General features: G+C 74.3%; 14 protein-coding genes. 6 read left to right on the forward strand and 8 right to left on the reverse strand.

All coding sequences use genetic code 11. From position 1 onward, the window contains the following. Positions 1-2: 2 nt before the first annotated feature. Positions 3-713, reverse strand: coding sequence for a peptidase inhibitor family I36 protein (locus R2E43_RS25825; protein ID WP_011028378.1), 711 nt, complete (start codon positions 711-713; stop codon positions 3-5). Positions 714-731: 18 nt separating this feature from the next. Beyond that, complete coding sequence (locus R2E43_RS25830; RefSeq protein ID WP_011028377.1) at positions 732-1,667, reverse strand: NAD(P)-dependent oxidoreductase; 936 nt, start codon at positions 1,665-1,667, stop codon at positions 732-734. A gap of 107 nt (positions 1,668-1,774) precedes the next feature. Here R2E43_RS25830 and R2E43_RS25835 point away from each other — a divergent pair, with 107 nt between their 5' ends. Continuing rightward, positions 1,775-2,164: a winged helix-turn-helix transcriptional regulator gene (locus tag R2E43_RS25835; RefSeq protein ID WP_011028376.1), complete on the forward strand. Its 390-nt coding sequence runs from the start codon at positions 1,775-1,777 to the stop codon at positions 2,162-2,164. Here R2E43_RS25835 and R2E43_RS25840 read toward each other — a convergent pair. Together R2E43_RS25840 and R2E43_RS25845 are read right to left on the reverse strand one after the other, a co-directional pair. Further along, the gene (locus R2E43_RS25840; protein WP_332056607.1) at positions 2,102-2,734 is read right to left on the reverse strand and encodes a class F sortase; all 633 of its coding nucleotides are present in this window, start codon (positions 2,732-2,734) and stop codon (positions 2,102-2,104) included. The genes R2E43_RS25835 and R2E43_RS25840 overlap by 63 nt on opposite strands. 118 nt (positions 2,735-2,852) lie before the next feature. After that, entirely contained in the window at positions 2,853-3,395 is a 543-nt protein-coding gene (locus R2E43_RS25845) for a hypothetical protein (RefSeq protein ID WP_332056608.1), read from the reverse strand. 165 nt (positions 3,396-3,560) lie between these two features. Between R2E43_RS25845 and R2E43_RS25850 the strand changes: the two genes are divergently transcribed. The 3 genes from R2E43_RS25850 to R2E43_RS25860 all read left to right on the forward strand — a co-directional run bounded on the left by R2E43_RS25850 (position 3,561) and on the right by R2E43_RS25860 (position 5,897). After that, positions 3,561-4,193, forward strand: coding sequence for an NADPH-dependent FMN reductase (locus R2E43_RS25850; RefSeq protein ID WP_016326160.1), 633 nt, complete (start codon positions 3,561-3,563; stop codon positions 4,191-4,193). Between the two features lie 132 nt (positions 4,194-4,325). Next, entirely contained in the window at positions 4,326-5,093 is a 768-nt protein-coding gene (locus tag R2E43_RS25855) for an SDR family oxidoreductase (protein WP_030863808.1), read from the forward strand. 60 nt (positions 5,094-5,153) lie between these two features. Continuing rightward, positions 5,154-5,897 carry an SDR family oxidoreductase gene (locus R2E43_RS25860; protein WP_003976328.1) on the forward strand — a complete coding sequence of 248 codons (744 nt, stop codon included), beginning with the start codon at positions 5,154-5,156 and terminating at the stop codon, positions 5,895-5,897. On the opposite strand, the gene R2E43_RS25865 is transcribed toward R2E43_RS25860, so the two are convergent. From R2E43_RS25865 to R2E43_RS25880, 4 genes are all read right to left on the reverse strand, one after another. Continuing rightward, positions 5,846-6,775, reverse strand: coding sequence for a LysR family transcriptional regulator (locus R2E43_RS25865; protein WP_003976329.1), 930 nt, complete (start codon positions 6,773-6,775; stop codon positions 5,846-5,848). The genes R2E43_RS25860 and R2E43_RS25865 overlap by 52 nt on opposite strands. Before the next feature lie 100 nt (positions 6,776-6,875). Further along, the gene (locus tag R2E43_RS25870; protein ID WP_332056609.1) at positions 6,876-8,519 is read right to left on the reverse strand and encodes a M4 family metallopeptidase; all 1,644 of its coding nucleotides are present in this window, start codon (positions 8,517-8,519) and stop codon (positions 6,876-6,878) included. 128 nt (positions 8,520-8,647) lie between these two features. Continuing rightward, positions 8,648-10,972, reverse strand: coding sequence for a molybdopterin oxidoreductase family protein (locus R2E43_RS25875; RefSeq protein ID WP_332056610.1), 2,325 nt, complete (start codon positions 10,970-10,972; stop codon positions 8,648-8,650). Between the two features lie 103 nt (positions 10,973-11,075). Beyond that, complete coding sequence (locus tag R2E43_RS25880; RefSeq protein WP_003976332.1) at positions 11,076-11,762, reverse strand: SanA/YdcF family protein; 687 nt, start codon at positions 11,760-11,762, stop codon at positions 11,076-11,078. A 165-nt stretch (positions 11,763-11,927) separates the two neighbouring features. On the opposite strand from R2E43_RS25880, the gene R2E43_RS25885 reads away from it, so the two are divergent. Then, the gene (locus R2E43_RS25885; RefSeq protein WP_210983793.1) at positions 11,928-12,767 is read left to right on the forward strand and encodes a sirohydrochlorin chelatase; all 840 of its coding nucleotides are present in this window, start codon (positions 11,928-11,930) and stop codon (positions 12,765-12,767) included. Between the two features lie 59 nt (positions 12,768-12,826). Beyond that, positions 12,827-14,101 (forward strand): deoxyguanosinetriphosphate triphosphohydrolase, encoded by a 1,275-nt coding sequence (locus R2E43_RS25890; protein WP_332056611.1) that lies wholly within the window; start codon positions 12,827-12,829, stop codon positions 14,099-14,101. The last annotated feature ends 23 nt before the right edge of the window (positions 14,102-14,124 follow it).

A 14,124-nucleotide genomic window follows, 5' to 3' on the forward strand; every position in this document is an offset into this window, starting at 1 on the left:
GGTCAGCACTCCGAGGTCGAGTCGACGAACTTGTGGGAGCTGAAGGTCGGGGCGTAGGGGGCGGGCACCGTGGTGCTGTCGCCCCTGAGGACCACGTACGCGTCGTAGTCCCGGCCGTCGATGGTCCACGTACTCGTGTAGTCGGGGGCCCGGAAGAAGCAGACGTGCTGTCCCGTGCGGTTCCACACGGACACCACCTTGTTGTCCCACGCCGCGCCGTAGCCGGGGTTGTCGGCGGTGGAGACGGTGGCTTCACCGCGTCCGCCGGGCTCCGCGAAGAGGCACAGGCGGCCGTCGGTGCAGCGCTCGAAGCCGGTCCAGCAACCGGACTTGGCCTTGGCCAGCTTGTGGGAGCTCACGTCGCCGGTGAGGTCGACCGACCCCAGGGACAGATCGCCCCGGAATCCGGGCCGCAGCGCCTGGATGCCACCACCGTAGGAGGCGTCCGCGTAGACGCACGCCCAGTACGGGGTGTTGTTCCAGGCCGAGACGGCCTTGTCGTCGCGGTCGGCGCCGTAGGTCTGGCCGTCGTCGTCGGGGCCGGCCGCCCAGGCCGTGCCGGAGCCGTCGGCGGCCGTGTAGAGGCAGAACTGACCGGTGGAGCAGTCCTGCCAGCCGTCGGCACCGGCCGGCAGTGCCCGGTAGGTGGCGAAGACGCCTATGAGGGCCAGCAGGGTGGCCAGGACCGCGCCACGCGAAGTAGTCGAATGCATTCGCCGATCTTCACAGGATCAGCAGGTCTTATCCATGACGTGATCGGATCTCGTGGAGGCCGCGGTCCGGCGCAGGTTCAGGAGTTCCACCGCCCCCGTCGTGTCCTCGGTCCCGTGCCCCTCGGCGAGCCACCGCTCCAGCAGCGCCGTGTACGGCGTCAGCAGCTCCGGGCTCACCCCCTGCTCCGCCGCCGTGCGCAGCAGCGTCGCGTTGCCCGCCACCTGCATCGCGAGGTTGGAGACGACGTCCTTGGCGTAGTCGCCGCTCTCGATCCGGTCGGCCGCCGGACGGGCGGAGCCGGTCATCGCGCCGAGCCACGACACCAGCAGCGGCGCGAAGTCCCTCGGGGCGATGTCCTCCGGGCCGATCAGCGCGAAGGCGTGCATGATGCCCGCGAACATGCCGCTCATCGCGCTCAGCAGTGCCACGTCGTGCAGCGCCGCATAGCCCGCGTCCTGGCCCACGTAACGGGTGCCGGCCGGGACGGCGAGGGTGTCCCGGTGCTCCTCGAACAGCTCGGCGGAGCCGCTGTAGAAGACGTACCCGCCGGACTCCGGGGATCCGATCATCGGCGGTACGGCCATGATCCCGCCGTCCAGGAAGCGGGCGCCGCGTTCCCGCGCCCACCCGGCGCGGGCGCGGCCCTCGGCGGGCGTCCCGGTGGTGAGGTTCACCAGGTCCCGCCCGGTCAGGCCGGCCCCGTCCAGGGCCGCGCCGACCGAGGCGTCGTCGAGCAGGCAGACGATCACCAGGCGGCTCGCGGCCACCGCCTCGGCGGCGCTCGCGGCGACGGCCGCCCCCTCGGCGGCGAGGGCCCCGGTGCGGGCGGTGGTGCGGTTCCAGACGGTCACGGGGTGGCCCGCGGCGAGCCAGGCGCGGACCAGGGCGGTGCCCATGGCGCCGGTGCCGAGGACGGTGAGCGGAATACGGGCGGCGGGTGTCTTGTCAGTCATGGTGATCAGGTTCCGACGGGGCCGGTGACCGCTCAAGTACCTACTTCGGAGTGGGTGGTTACCCCGGCGGAAGCGTGCAGGCAGCGGGCAGGGACGGGGTGACGGGTATGGGGACGGCACGGCGGCCGGGGGCGTACCACTGCGGGGTCGACGCGGCGATGGACGTGATCGGCGGGAAGTGGAAGGTACTGATCCTGTGGGCCCTCGGCGAGGGGATGTACCGTTTCGGCGCGCTGCGCCGCGCGCTGCCGGGCGTCACCGAGAAGGTGCTCGCCGCGCAGCTGCGGGAGCTGGAGGCCGACGGCATCGTGCACCGCGAGGAGTACGCCGAGGTGCCGCCCCGCGTGGAGTACTCGCTGACCGCCCGGGGCGTCGCCCTCAACGAGGCGCTGGTGCCGCTCGGCGCGTGGGGGAAGGCGCACGTGCTGAGCGCGTCACCGGCTCCCGGTCAGGTGGGCGAAGACGACCACGTTGCCCTGGTAGCCGGTACTGCGTGAGTAGGGGCCGCCGCAGGTGATGACCCGCAGTTCGGGGCGGTCGGCGGCGCCGTAGACCTTCTCGTCGGGGAAGGCGTCGGCGGCGTAGACCTCCACCGCGTCCACCGTGAACACGGCGACGCCGCCGTCGCGCCGGTCGATCTCGATCGCCGAGCCCTTCTCCAGGGCGCCGAGGCGGTAGAAGACGGCGGGGCCCTCCGCGTTGTCGACGTGCCCGGCGACGATCGCGGTGCCCGTCTCGCCGGGGGTGGTGCCGGCCTCGTACCAGCCGGCGAGGTTCTTCTTCTCGGCGGGCGGCACGTCCAGGCTGCCCGTCCCGGTCAGGCCCAGGCCGGTCAGCGGGGCGTCCACGCCGATCGCCGGGATGCGGACCCGGTCCGGCGGGGAGGGCGGCAGCGCCGGTGCGGCCGCGCCCCGGTCGGCGTGCCCGGCCCGGTCGGTGGTGCCGGACTGCGCGGCCGACGGTTGCGGCGGGGCGTCGGTACGGGAGCCGCCCAGCAGCAGCCATCCGCCCGAGCAGAGGGCGACCGCGGTGACGGCCGCTATCGCGGTGTCCTTGACCCTGCGCATGACGTCCCCTCTCCCTCGGATCCCTGGGACCCCCTGCCCCCTCCGGGCCGCGAGGGGCGTCGGACCCGGAGGGGGTGGGGAAGTGCGGTACCGGCGGACGGGCAGCGGAGGGTGCCCGTCAGATCCCGTCGCCTCTCGCCCGGCGATGCAGGAGCCAGGTACCGCCCGCGGCGGCGACGGCGAGAGCCGCCACGCCGGCCGCGGTCTGCACGGGGTCGGTGCCAAGAGCGCCGCCGACCCCCGTCTTCACGCTTCCCTTGGGGTACACCTGCTCGGCGGCCGAGGACAGCGTGACCACCAGGTCACCCGTCACCCGCCGCTCGTCGTCCCCACAGGTCGCGACGATCTCGTACGTCCCCGGCTGCGCGCTCGGCGGCACCTCGAAGCGGCCGGTCGCCTCCCCCTCGCCGGTGCCCGGCGCCAGCGGGAACGCACCCGCGCCGACCGCGCTGGCGTCGCCCGCCGCCGAGCCGCCCTCTCCGCACACCGCGGTCGTCACCACGGCCCGGTCGCCCGGCACGACCGAGGCCGGATACACCGTCAGGCCGCCGGTGGAGGCGGCATCCCCGGCGTACACCGGGGCCGCGGTGGCCGCGGTGGTCAGACCGACGGCCGCGGCGGCGAGCGCGGTACCGGTCAGCAGGCGGGCGGTACGTCGCATCGGTGCTCCTTTGAGCTCTTCGGTGGCCCCTGCCCTACCGAGGAAAGGCGCACCGGCCCCGGCCCGCTCCCCGGGCGGGTGTGAACGGGTGACCGGTGCCTCCGAACGGGCCCGGGAGCGAGGCGGCTTGACCTCAAGCAAACTTGAGGTACCAGGCTCTCCCGCATGAACACCATGAACACCATGAACGCCATGAACACCGCGACCACGGTGAACACGACGACCGCACCGCTCCGCGTCACCCTGCTCGTCGGCAGCAACCGCCACGGCCGCTTCGGCCCCGTCGTCGCCGACTGGCTCCTGGACCACCTCCGGGCCCACGACGACCTGGTCCCCGAGGTGGTGGACGTCGCCGGGACCGCCCTGCCCACCACACTCGCCCCGACCCCGGAAGCGACCGCCGCGCTGGCGGAGATCACCCCGAAACTGGCGGACGCCGACGCGTTCGTCGTACTGACCCCCGAGTACAACCACTCGTTCCCGGCGGGTCTGAAGAACGTCATCGACTGGCACTTCACCGAGTGGCGGGCCAAGCCCGTCGGCCTGGTCTCCTACGGTGGCCTGGCCGGCGGTCTGCGGGCCGCGGAGCACCTGCGCCAGGTCTTCGCCGAACTGCACGCCGTCACCGTCCGCGACACCGTCTCCTTCCACAACGCGGGCGCGTCCTTCGACGGCGAGGGCAGGCTTCGGGACCCGTCCGGTCCGGACGCGGCGGCCAAGACGATGCTCGACCAGCTGGTGTGGTGGGGACGCGCCCTGCGGGAGGCGAAGGAGAAGCGGCCCTACGACGGCGCGTGAGGCGCCGCGTCAACGCCGCCCGGCTGCCATAGGAGCTTCCTATGGCAGCCGCTGCAATTTCGTCTTTGCCTCCCTTCAATTTCCGGACCTACCGTGTGGGGGTAATCATGCGAAGGTGAAAGGGAAAACGTCATGTCCGTGAAGGAAAACGTGCCGGAGAACAGGGAACTCGCGGGAAAGCGGGCCCTGGTCACCGGCGGTACGCGCGGAATCGGAGCGGCGATCGTCCGCCGGCTCCTGGAGGCCGGCGCCGAGGTGATCACGACCGCCAGGTCGGCGACGGGCCCGGCGCCGGAGGGCGCGGGTTTCGTGCAGGCGGACGTGCGGACCCTCGCCGGGGCCGAGGCGCTCGCCGGGGCCGCGCTGGAGGCGCTCGGCGGGGTGGACATCCTGGTCCACAACGCGGGCGGGGCGCGGCCCCACAAGGACGGCCTGGTCATCCCCGACGAGGAGTGGCTGGACACGCTGAACCTGAACCTCCTCGCGTCGGTCCGGCTGAACTCCCTTCTGGTACCGGGCATGCGGGAGCGGCGCTCGGGGGCGATCGTGCACATCTCCTCGGCCGCGGTCGCGCCCCCGGCGCCCCCCTTCCTGCACTACCAGGCGGCGAAGGCGGCGCTGGACAACTACAGCGCCGGACTGGCCGCGACGCTGGCCCCCTCCGGCGTCCGGGTCAACACCGTCAGCCCCGGCCGGACCGCCACCCCCGGCGGGGAGGAGACCCGGGAGCACTGGGCGAGCCTCGACGCCGGTCCGGCCCCGAGCGGCACCGCCCCGCTGGGACGCGACGGCCTGCCCGACGACATCGCCCACGCGGTGCTGTTCCTCGTGTCCGACCGGGCGGGCTGGGTGACCGGGACCAGCCTCGCCGTGGACGGCGGGGAATATCCCAGGGGCTGACATTCCAGGGGTGACCCGAAAAAAGTGAAGCTGGAAAAGTCTGCGAAAAGGGACCCGGAAATGGGAATGTACAGCAACAGGAATGCCGTGATCACGGGTGGCGGCAGTGGAATGGGTTTCGCGATGGCGGAGCTGCTGGTGGCCGGCGGGGCCCGGGTGGTGATCACCGGCCGTTCGCAGGCCACGCTCGACGCCGCCCGGGAGCGGCTCGGCGAGAACGCGGTGGCCGTCCGGGGCGACGTGGCCTCACTGCCGGACCTGGACGCCCTCACCGACCGGGTGAAGGCCGAACTGGGCACGCTCGACGCCCTGTTCGTCAACGCGGGCATCGCGACCCTCACGCCGCTCGAATCGACGACCGAGGAGGCGTACGACGAGCTGTTCGACATCAACGTCAAGGGCGCCTGGTTCACCGTGCAGAAGCTCGCCCCGCTGCTGAACACGGGCGCCGGCGTCGTCCTCACCACCTCGGTCGCCAATGTCATCGGCATGACGGACACCAGCGTCTACGCGGCCGGGAAGGCGGCGCTGCGCTCGATGGCCCGCAGCTTCTCCCGCGAGCTGCTGCCCCGCGGCATCCGGGTCAACGCCGTCAGCCCGGGGCCCGTCGACACGGGAGCCCTGGACGCGGCGATGACCGCCGAGGAGGCCGAGCGGTTCAAGGCGGAACGGGTCGCGGACAACCCCATGCGGCGTTTCGGCACCCCCGGGGAGATCGCCCGGGCCGCCGCCTTCCTCGCCTTCGACGCCACCTACACGACCGGCGCCGAGCTGGCCGTGGACGGCGGCGCCACCCAGCTCTGAGCGAACCGGTACCAGGTCTCCTGGCGCAGGAACTCCAGCAGCGCCGTCTCCGCCGGGCCCGCGCCGGGCCGGACCGCGGCGACCACGGGCTGGGACACGGCCGGGGACACCGGACGCACCAGGTGCTCGTGGCCGGGGGGCACCGCGGAGGCCGGGACGAAGGTCACCCCGAGGCCGTGGGCGGCCCAGCGCACGGCCGTCGCCGTCTGGGAGACCCGGGCGACGGTGGTCGGGGCCAGCCCGTTCTCCCGCAGCACGTCCACCAGTACGCCGTCGAGCGCGCTGGCCGGGTCGAACCGCACCCACGGCTCCCGCTCCAGGTCCCGCAGCGCGACCCGGTCCACGGCGAGCTGCGGGTGCCCGGCCGCCAGCACCACGACGAACTCCTCGTCACCGAGGTGGTGGCCGTCGTACAGCCCCTCATCACAGGGCCCGGCCATGAGAGCGAGATCGATCACGCCTCCGCGCGCCAGCCGCTCCAGCTCGGTCGGGTTCGGCTCCTCGAAGACGGTGACCTCCAGGCGCGGGAAACGGCGGCGCAGCGCGCTCAGGGCGCCCGGCAGCTGCCGCGTGCCCAGGCCCATCTGCACCGCGACCACCAGTTCGCCCGCCAGTTCCTCGGAGCCGGCCCGCGCCGTCGCCCGCGCCCGGCGGGCCGCGTTCACCGCGATCTCCGCGTCCCGCAGGAAGGCGCGGCCGGCCACGGTGGGCACCAGACCGGTGGGGGTGCGGGAGAACAGCTCCACGCCGAGGTCCCGCTCCAGGCCGCGGATCTGCTGGGACACCGAGGGCTGGGCGACGCGCAGCGCCTCGGCCGCGGCCGTCACCGAGCCCTCCTCGGCGACGGCCAGGGCGTACTCGAACTGCCTCAGACTCATCGCTCCCGCTCCCTCTCCCGCTCCTTCGTCACGGCGGGGCCGCGGTCCGTGCCACGGCCCCGCCGCAAGGGTAGGCGAGCGCGGGTGCGAGCCGTCGCCGTCAGCCCACGCTCACCGCGCTCCACGCCGCGCCGACCGCGGCGTACTCGGTACTGCGGGTGCCGTACAGGTCACCGGCCGCGCTCAGGGTGGCGGCGCGGGCGCCCGCGTAGTCGGTGGACGAGGTCATGTAGACGGTCAGCGCCCGGTACCAGATGTCGCCGAGCTTGTCCCGGCCGATCCCCGAGACCGTGGAGCCGTCGCAGGTCGGGGAGTCGTACGCCACGCCGCCCACGGTCCGCGCGCCGCTGCCCTCGGCCAGCAGGTAGGCGAAGTGGTTGGCGACGCCGGAGGAGTAGTGGACGTCCAGGTCGCCCAGCGAGGTGCTCCAGCAGTCGGCCGAGCTGCCGTCCCTGCTCGGCCGGTCCAGGTACCGCAGGGCGTTGCGGCCGAAGCCGTCCCGGACGACCTTCTCGCCGATCAGGTAGTCCCCGGGGTCGGCGGAGTTGTCCGCGTGCCACTCCACCAGGGCGCCGAAGATGTCGGAGGTCGCCTCGTTCAGGCCGCCCGGCTCGCCCGAGTACGTCAGCGCCGCCGTCTTCGACGTCACCCCGTGCGACATCTCGTGCCCGGCGACGTCCAGCGAGACCAGCGGCCCGAAGGCCGTCCCGTCACCGTCGCCGTACGTCATGCAGAAGCAGCCGTCGTCCCAGAAGGCGTTGTTGTACCGGGTGCCGTAGTGCACGCGGTTGTACGAGCCCTTGCCGTCGCCCGCGATGCCGCGGCGCCCGTGGACGTCCTCGTAGTAGTCCCAGGTGGCGTCCGTGCCGTACTGCGCGTCCACCGCGGCCGACGCGCGGTCGTCCGCGGCCCCCGTGCCCCAGTGGTTGTCGGCGTCGGTGAACGGCGTCGCGGGCGCCCGCACCAGGCAGACGGTGAGGAGGCACAGGTCGGTCCGGTTCTCCGCGTCACCCGTGTACGTGCCGCCGCGCGTCGGGTCCTCGAGCCGGTACGACGACCCGGACGGCGTCGTCTCCAGCGGCACCGTGCCCCCGTACAGCGACTTCCCGTCGCCGGACGCCGACTCGACGGTGTCCCAGGCGTCGATGCGGGCGCCCGTGCCCGCGTCGGTCAGCACGGTGCGCGCGACCGGGTTGCCGAGGGAGTCCAGCGCCGCCGCGTCGGTCCGCCAGGCCAGCCTCGGGGTGCCGTGCAGGGCGTCGACGACCAGCTCCGGCCGGGCGGTGAGCTTCTTCAGCAGCTCGCCCGGATTGGCCGCGCGCAACGCGTTCGAGGCCAGGTCGGCGGCCTTGGGTGCCGACAGCTTCGGCACGACGGTGGGCAGGGAGAGCGGGGTGTCCGTCGCGCGGTCGGCGCCGCGGAAGTCGCCGTCGGGAGCGAGGTGGACCACGAAGTCACCGCCCAGGACGGGGAGTTCGCGGTAGGTGCGGTCGTAGCGGACGTGCTGGGTACCGTCCCCGTCGACGATGACGTCGCGGACCTCGGTGTCCTGGTCGTCCGTCAGGCCCAGGGCGGCGGCGTGCTCCGACAGGGCGGCCGCGGCGTGGTCGAGGGCCGTGGCCGGGGTCGGGCGGCCGGCGGCCGCGGCGCCGGGGGCGAGGGCGGCGATCAGCAGGGTCGCGGTGGTGGCGGCGGTACCGGCCAGGGCGAGACGGCAACCCCTGACGTGCGGCATTCGGCTCATCGATCTCCTCGGGACGGGCGCGCTCTCGGCACGCCTGCGGGCGCTGGTGCTGACTCGGATTCAAGAATCCGGGACATGACATGTCCATAGCGCTCACGTGGAGATCATGGGAGGAGAGGATGACGCCGCTAGGACGTCACCGTTTCCACCCGCACCGCACACACCTTGAACTCCGGCATCCGCGAAGTCGGGTCCAGGGCCGGGTTGGTCAGGGTGTTGGCGCGGCCCTCGCCCGGCCAGTGGAACGGCATGAACACCGTGTCGGGCCGGATGCCGGTGGTGATGCGGGCCGGTGCCACCGCCCGCCCTCGCCGGGACACCACCGCCAGCGGGTCGCCGTCGGCCGCCCCCAGCCGTGCCGCGAGCCGCGGGTGCAGCTCCACGAACGGGCCCGGCGCGGCGGCGTTCAGCTCGGCCACCCGCCGGGTCTGCGCCCCGGACTGGTACTGCGACACGACCCGCCCGGTGGTCAGCAGCACGGGGTACTCGTCGTCCGGCTCCTCTGCGCTCGGCCGGTGCGTCACGGGCGCGAACCGGGCCCGGCCGTCGTCGGTGGCGAACCGGTCGAGGAAGAGGCGCGGGGTGCCGGGGTGGGGCGCGACGCGGAGCCCGGCGCCGGCGTCGCTGCTGCCGCTGCTGCCGCTGCCCGTCTCGGTGCTCATGCCGCTGCCGGTGCCCGTGGCGGTGCGGGGGTCCCTGCCAATGCCGGCGTCGGTGCTGCCGCTGCCGGTGTCCGTGCTCATGCCGCTGGCGGTGCCCGTGCCGGTGCGGGTGCGGGTGTCCGTGCCGGTGCCGGGGTCGGCGGTGTGTGTGTCGTCGGCCGCGGGTTGCGCCGGGCACGGCCAGAAGACGCCGTTCTCCTCCGCCAGCCGCCGGTAGTCGATCCCGGAGTAGTCCGCCGGGCCGCCCGCGCTCGCCCGCCGCAGCTCCTCGAAGACCTCCTCGGGATCGGTCGGGAACCCCTTCTCCACGCCGAGCCGCCCGGCCAGCCCGTGCAGCACCTCCAGATCGCCGCGCACCCCGTCCGGCGGCGTGATCGCGCGCCGCCGCAGCAGCACCCGTCCCTCCAGACTCGTCGTGGTCCCCGTCTCCTCCGCCCACTGGGTCACCGGCAGGACGACGTCCGCCAGTTCCGCCGTCTCGGAGAGCACCACGTCGCACACCGCCAGGAAGTCCAGCGACCGCAGCCGCCCCTCGACGTGCGCGGCCCGGGGCGCGGACACGACCGGGTTGGACCCCATCACCAGCAGCGACCTGACGTCCGTCCCCAGCGCGTCCAGCAGCTCGTACGCGCTGCGCCCCGGCCCCGGCAGCGCGTCGGGGTCCACGCCCCACACCTCGGCCACGTGCCGCCGCGCAGCCGGGTCGGTCAGCTTGCGGTAGCCCGGCAACTGGTCCGCCTTCTGGCCGTGTTCGCGCCCGCCCTGCCCGTTGCCCTGCCCGGTCAGACAGCCGTACCCGGACAGCGGCCGCCCGGCCCGCCCGGTCGCCAGGCACAGGTTGATCCACGCGCCCACCGTGTCCGTGCCCTTGGCCTGCTGCTCGGGCCCGCGCGCGGTGAGCACCATCGCCGCCTCGGGCGCGCAGAACAGCCGTACCGCCTCCCGCAGTTCGGGGACGGACACCCCGGTGATCCGCTCCACGTACTCCGGCCAGTGCGCCATCGCCGCCGCCCGCGCCTCCTCCCAGCCGGACGTGCGCTCCTCGACGTAGGCCTCGTCGACCCGGCCCTCGGCGACCACCAGGTGCAGCATGCCGAGCGCGAGGGCGAGGTCGGTGCCGGGCCTGGGTGCGAGGTGCAGGTCGGCCTGTTCGGCGGTCTTCGTCCGGCGCGGGTCGACGACGATCAGGGTGCCGCCGTTCTCCCGCAGTTCGGTGAAGTAGCGCAGCGAGGGCGGCATCGTCTCCGCCGGGTTCGACCCCACGAGGATCACGCACCCGGTCCGCGGGACGTCCTCCAGCGGGAACGGCAGCCCCCGGTCGAGCCCGAAGGCCCGCGTCCCGGCCGCCGCGGCCGACGACATGCAGAACCGCCCGTTGTAGTCGATCTGCGAGGTGCCCAGCACCACCCGGGCGAACTTGCCCAGCGCGTACGCCTTCTCGTTGGTCAGCCCGCCCCCGCCGAACACCCCGAGCGCGTCCGCGCCGTACCGCGCCCGTGTGCGCTCCAGGTTCCCGGCGATCCGGTCCAGCGCCTCGTCCCAGCCGGCCGGCACCAGCGCGCCGTCGCCCGACCGCACCAGCGGCGAGGTCAGCCGCGCCCCCGGCGCCAGCACCGCCGCCGCCGTACGCCCCTTGCCGCACAGCGCGCCCCGGTTCACCGGGAAGTCCGTCCGCTCGGACACCTCGACGGTCCCGCCCTCGACGGGCGTCAGATTCATCCCGCACTGCAGGGCGCAGTACGGGCAGTGCGTGGGGGTGGTGGCGGGGGTGCGCGTGCCGGTGTTCTGCATGCCGCCCAGCCTGCGGCTGCCGTGTTACGCGACCGGGCGGCGCCCTGTTACACGGCGGGGACGGCGACCTCCCCGCCCCCGCCGGGCCGCGGTGAGGGACGCGTCATCCGGCGCCGGCCAGGGCCCGCGCCACCCCCGGTTCCCTCGGGCCGAGGAAGTGCGGGTCCGGCTCGAAGACCGCGTCCAGCGCCGCCTTGCCCGCCGCGAGGATCTCCCGGGCGCCCCCGTAGTACCAGGTCACGTCGTGCTCGTCGGCGACCCCGACGCCGTACGACGCCACCCCCGCCTCCTGGCACAGCGCGACCGCCCGGCGGATGTGGAAGCCCTGGCTGATCAGCACCGCCCGGTCGACGCCGAAGATCTTCTTCGCCCGGACGCAGGAGTCCCAGGTGTCGAACCCCGCGTAGTCGCTGACGATCCGCCCGTCGGGCACCCCGTGCCGGACCAGGTAGGCGCGCATGGCGTCCGGCTCGTCGTACTCCTCGCGGCTGTTGTCGCCGGTGACGAGGACCACCGCGATCCGCCCCGCCCGGTACAGCTCCGCCGCCGCGTCCAGCCGGTGCGCGAGGTAGGGCGACGGCTCCCCGTCCCACAGCCCGGCCCCGAAGACGACGGCGACCTCGGTGCGCGGCACGTCGGCGACGGTGCGCAGCCGGTCGTCCGTCACGACGCGCAGCCACGCGCTCGGCAGCAGCGCCAGCACACACCCGGCCACCACCACCCGCACCAGCCGCCGCTGCCCCTTCCGGGTACGCGGCAGGCGCGGTCTGCGAAGTCTCGGGCGGCGCATGCGGGCGGTCCCCTCCCCGGTCGGTTCCTGCCACCAGGGACGCCCGGGGAGTCCGTCCGGTTCGCCGCCCGCTCACACGGACGGCCCGGCGCCGTGTGAACCGACGGAAAATCCCCGTGACACCCACGCAACGGGGAGGCAATCTCCGGCCGTCACCCTCGGAGCATGACGGCGACGACAGTGACGAGCAGCAGGACCACGGCGGCCACCGGCGGCACCCCCGCCCTGGTCGTCGTCGCCCACGGCAGCCGCGACCCGCGCGCGCTCAGCACCGTACGGGCCCTCCTCGACCGGGTCCGCGCCCTGCGCCCCGCCCTGCCGGTGCACCTCGGCCACGTCGAGCTGAACGAGCCCCTGCTGCCGGACACGCTCACCGCCCTCGGCGACGGGGCGGCGGTCCTCGTCCCCCTCCTGCTGAGCCGCGGCCACCACGTCAAACGGGACATCCCGGAGATGGCCGCGGCCTCCCCGGCCCGCACCCGCGTGGCCGGCCCGCTCGGCCCGCACTCCCTCCTGGTGGACGCCCTCCAGGCCCGCCTCACGGAGGCCGGCTGGCCCATCCACCCGGGCCCGGAACACGCCGTCGTCCTCGCCTCGGCGGGCTCCCGGGACCCGGAGTCCCGGGCCGACACCGCCCGCACCGCGGCCGCCCTCGCTGCCCGCCTCGGCGTCCCGGTCGTCCCGGCATACGCCTCGGCGGCGGCCCCGACGGTCCCGGAGGCCGTACGCGCGCTGACGGACCGGGGCCACCGCCGCATCGCCCTCGCCTCCTGCTTCACGGCCCCGGGCCGCTTCGCGACCCAGTGCGCGGCGGCGGCCCCGTGGATCGCCTCGGAGCCCCTGGGCACCCACCCGGCGATGGCCCGCCTGCTCCTGCACCGCTACGACCGGGCACTCGGAAGAGGCGGCGCGAGCAACGCCGGCAGAGAGGCGCGGGACGGGACGACTTGCGGCTCCGCCGCGGGGGCGCGACCGGCCGCAACCGAACCCGCACTCGCCGGATAACCGCACCGGGCGGACGACCGGGCCCCCACCTGTCACACCTTCCGCATACTGTTCACGACATGGAAGGCACCGCACCCCCCACCCCGTACGACCCCGCGTCCGTGGCCCGCTACGCCCCCGAACCCGACAAACGCCCCGGCCGCACCGCCTTCCAGCGCGACCGCGCCCGCATCCTGCACTCCGGCGCCCTGCGCCGCCTGGCCGGGAAGACGCAGGTCGTCGCGCCGGGGGAGGGCAGCCCCGTCTGGGACGCCAGCCCCCGTACCCGCCTCACGCACTCCCTGGAGTGCGCCCAGGTCGGCCGGGAGCTGGGCGCCGCCCTCGGGTGCGACCCGGACCTCGTCGAGGCGGCCTGCCTCGCGCACGACCTGGGCCACCCGCCCTTCGGGCACAACGGGGAACAGGCGCTGAACGCCTTCGCCGAGGACTGCGGCGGCTTCGAGGGCAACGCCCAGTCGCTCCGGCTCCTCACCCGCATCGAGCCCAAACGGTTCACCGAGGACGGCTCCGTCGGGCTCAACCTCACCCGCGCCACGCTCGACGCCGCCACCAAGTACCCGTGGCCCCGCGGTGCCCACCCCGCCGTTCCCGCCTCGCCCAAGTTCGGGGTGTACGACGACGACCGGCCCGTCTTCGCGTGGCTCCGCGAGGACGCCCCCGGCGCCCGCACCTGCTTCGAGGCCCAGGTGATGGACTGGGCCGACGACGTGGCGTACTCCGTGCACGACGTCGAGGACGGCCTGCACGCCGGCCACATCGACCCGAACTGCCTGCTCGCCGACCCCGAGCGCGAGGCGGTGTTCGACGCCGCCGTCGGACGGTACGTGCTCGCCGGCACCGACCACGCCGAACTCGCCGCCGCCCTCGACCGCCTCCTCGCCCAGGACTGGTGGCCGCACGGATACGACGGCTCGGCGCCCGCCCAGGCGCGGCTGAAGGATGCCACCAGTCAGCTCATCGGCCGCTTCTGCCTGGCCGCCGAGGCCGCCACCCGGGCCGCGTACGGCGACGGCCGGCTCACCCGCTACACCGCCGAGCTGGTCGTGCCCCGCGAGACCCGGATGGAGTGCGCCGTCCTCAAGGCGGTCGCCGTCCGCTACGTCATGCAGCGCACCGAGCAGGAGCGGCTCCGCGCCGACCAGCGCATCGTCGTCGCCGAGCTGGCCGAGGCGCTCACCGCTCGCGCGCCGGACGGGCTCGACCCCCAGTTCCGCGCCCTGTTCGACGCGGCCGCCGACGACCGCGCCCGCAAACGGGTGGTCGTCGACCAGATCGCCTCCCTCACCGACGCCTCGGCCCGCTCGCTTCACGCCCGCCTGACGGGGCATCCATGAGACTGGCGGCGGGACAGGCATGC

Source organism: Streptomyces violaceoruber, from assembly GCF_033406955.1.
Classification (GTDB): domain Bacteria; phylum Actinomycetota; class Actinomycetes; order Streptomycetales; family Streptomycetaceae; genus Streptomyces; species Streptomyces violaceoruber.

Bases quoted from the DNA above. Each gene is read 5' to 3' on its own strand.
- R2E43_RS25865 (WP_003976329.1), bottom strand. From the start codon at position 6,775: ATGAGTCTGAGGCAGTTCGAGTACGCCCTGGCCGTCGCCGAGGAGGGC.
- R2E43_RS25830 (WP_011028377.1), bottom strand. From the start codon at position 1,667: ATGACTGACAAGACACCCGCCGCCCGTATTCCGCTCACCGTCCTCGGC.
- R2E43_RS25855 (WP_030863808.1), top strand. From the start codon at position 4,326: ATGTCCGTGAAGGAAAACGTGCCGGAGAACAGGGAACTCGCGGGAAAG.
- R2E43_RS25835 (WP_011028376.1), top strand. From the start codon at position 1,775: ATGGGGACGGCACGGCGGCCGGGGGCGTACCACTGCGGGGTCGACGCG.
- R2E43_RS25885 (WP_210983793.1), top strand. From the start codon at position 11,928: ATGACGGCGACGACAGTGACGAGCAGCAGGACCACGGCGGCCACCGGC.
- R2E43_RS25860 (WP_003976328.1), top strand. From the start codon at position 5,154: ATGGGAATGTACAGCAACAGGAATGCCGTGATCACGGGTGGCGGCAGT.
- R2E43_RS25890 (WP_332056611.1), top strand. From the start codon at position 12,827: ATGGAAGGCACCGCACCCCCCACCCCGTACGACCCCGCGTCCGTGGCC.
- R2E43_RS25845 (WP_332056608.1), bottom strand. From the start codon at position 3,395: ATGCGACGTACCGCCCGCCTGCTGACCGGTACCGCGCTCGCCGCCGCG.
- R2E43_RS25840 (WP_332056607.1), bottom strand. From the start codon at position 2,734: ATGCGCAGGGTCAAGGACACCGCGATAGCGGCCGTCACCGCGGTCGCC.
- R2E43_RS25875 (WP_332056610.1), bottom strand. From the start codon at position 10,972: ATGCAGAACACCGGCACGCGCACCCCCGCCACCACCCCCACGCACTGC.
- R2E43_RS25880 (WP_003976332.1), bottom strand. From the start codon at position 11,762: ATGCGCCGCCCGAGACTTCGCAGACCGCGCCTGCCGCGTACCCGGAAG.
- R2E43_RS25850 (WP_016326160.1), top strand. From the start codon at position 3,561: ATGAACACCATGAACACCATGAACGCCATGAACACCGCGACCACGGTG.
- R2E43_RS25870 (WP_332056609.1), bottom strand. From the start codon at position 8,519: ATGAGCCGAATGCCGCACGTCAGGGGTTGCCGTCTCGCCCTGGCCGGT.
- R2E43_RS25825 (WP_011028378.1), bottom strand. From the start codon at position 713: ATGCATTCGACTACTTCGCGTGGCGCGGTCCTGGCCACCCTGCTGGCC.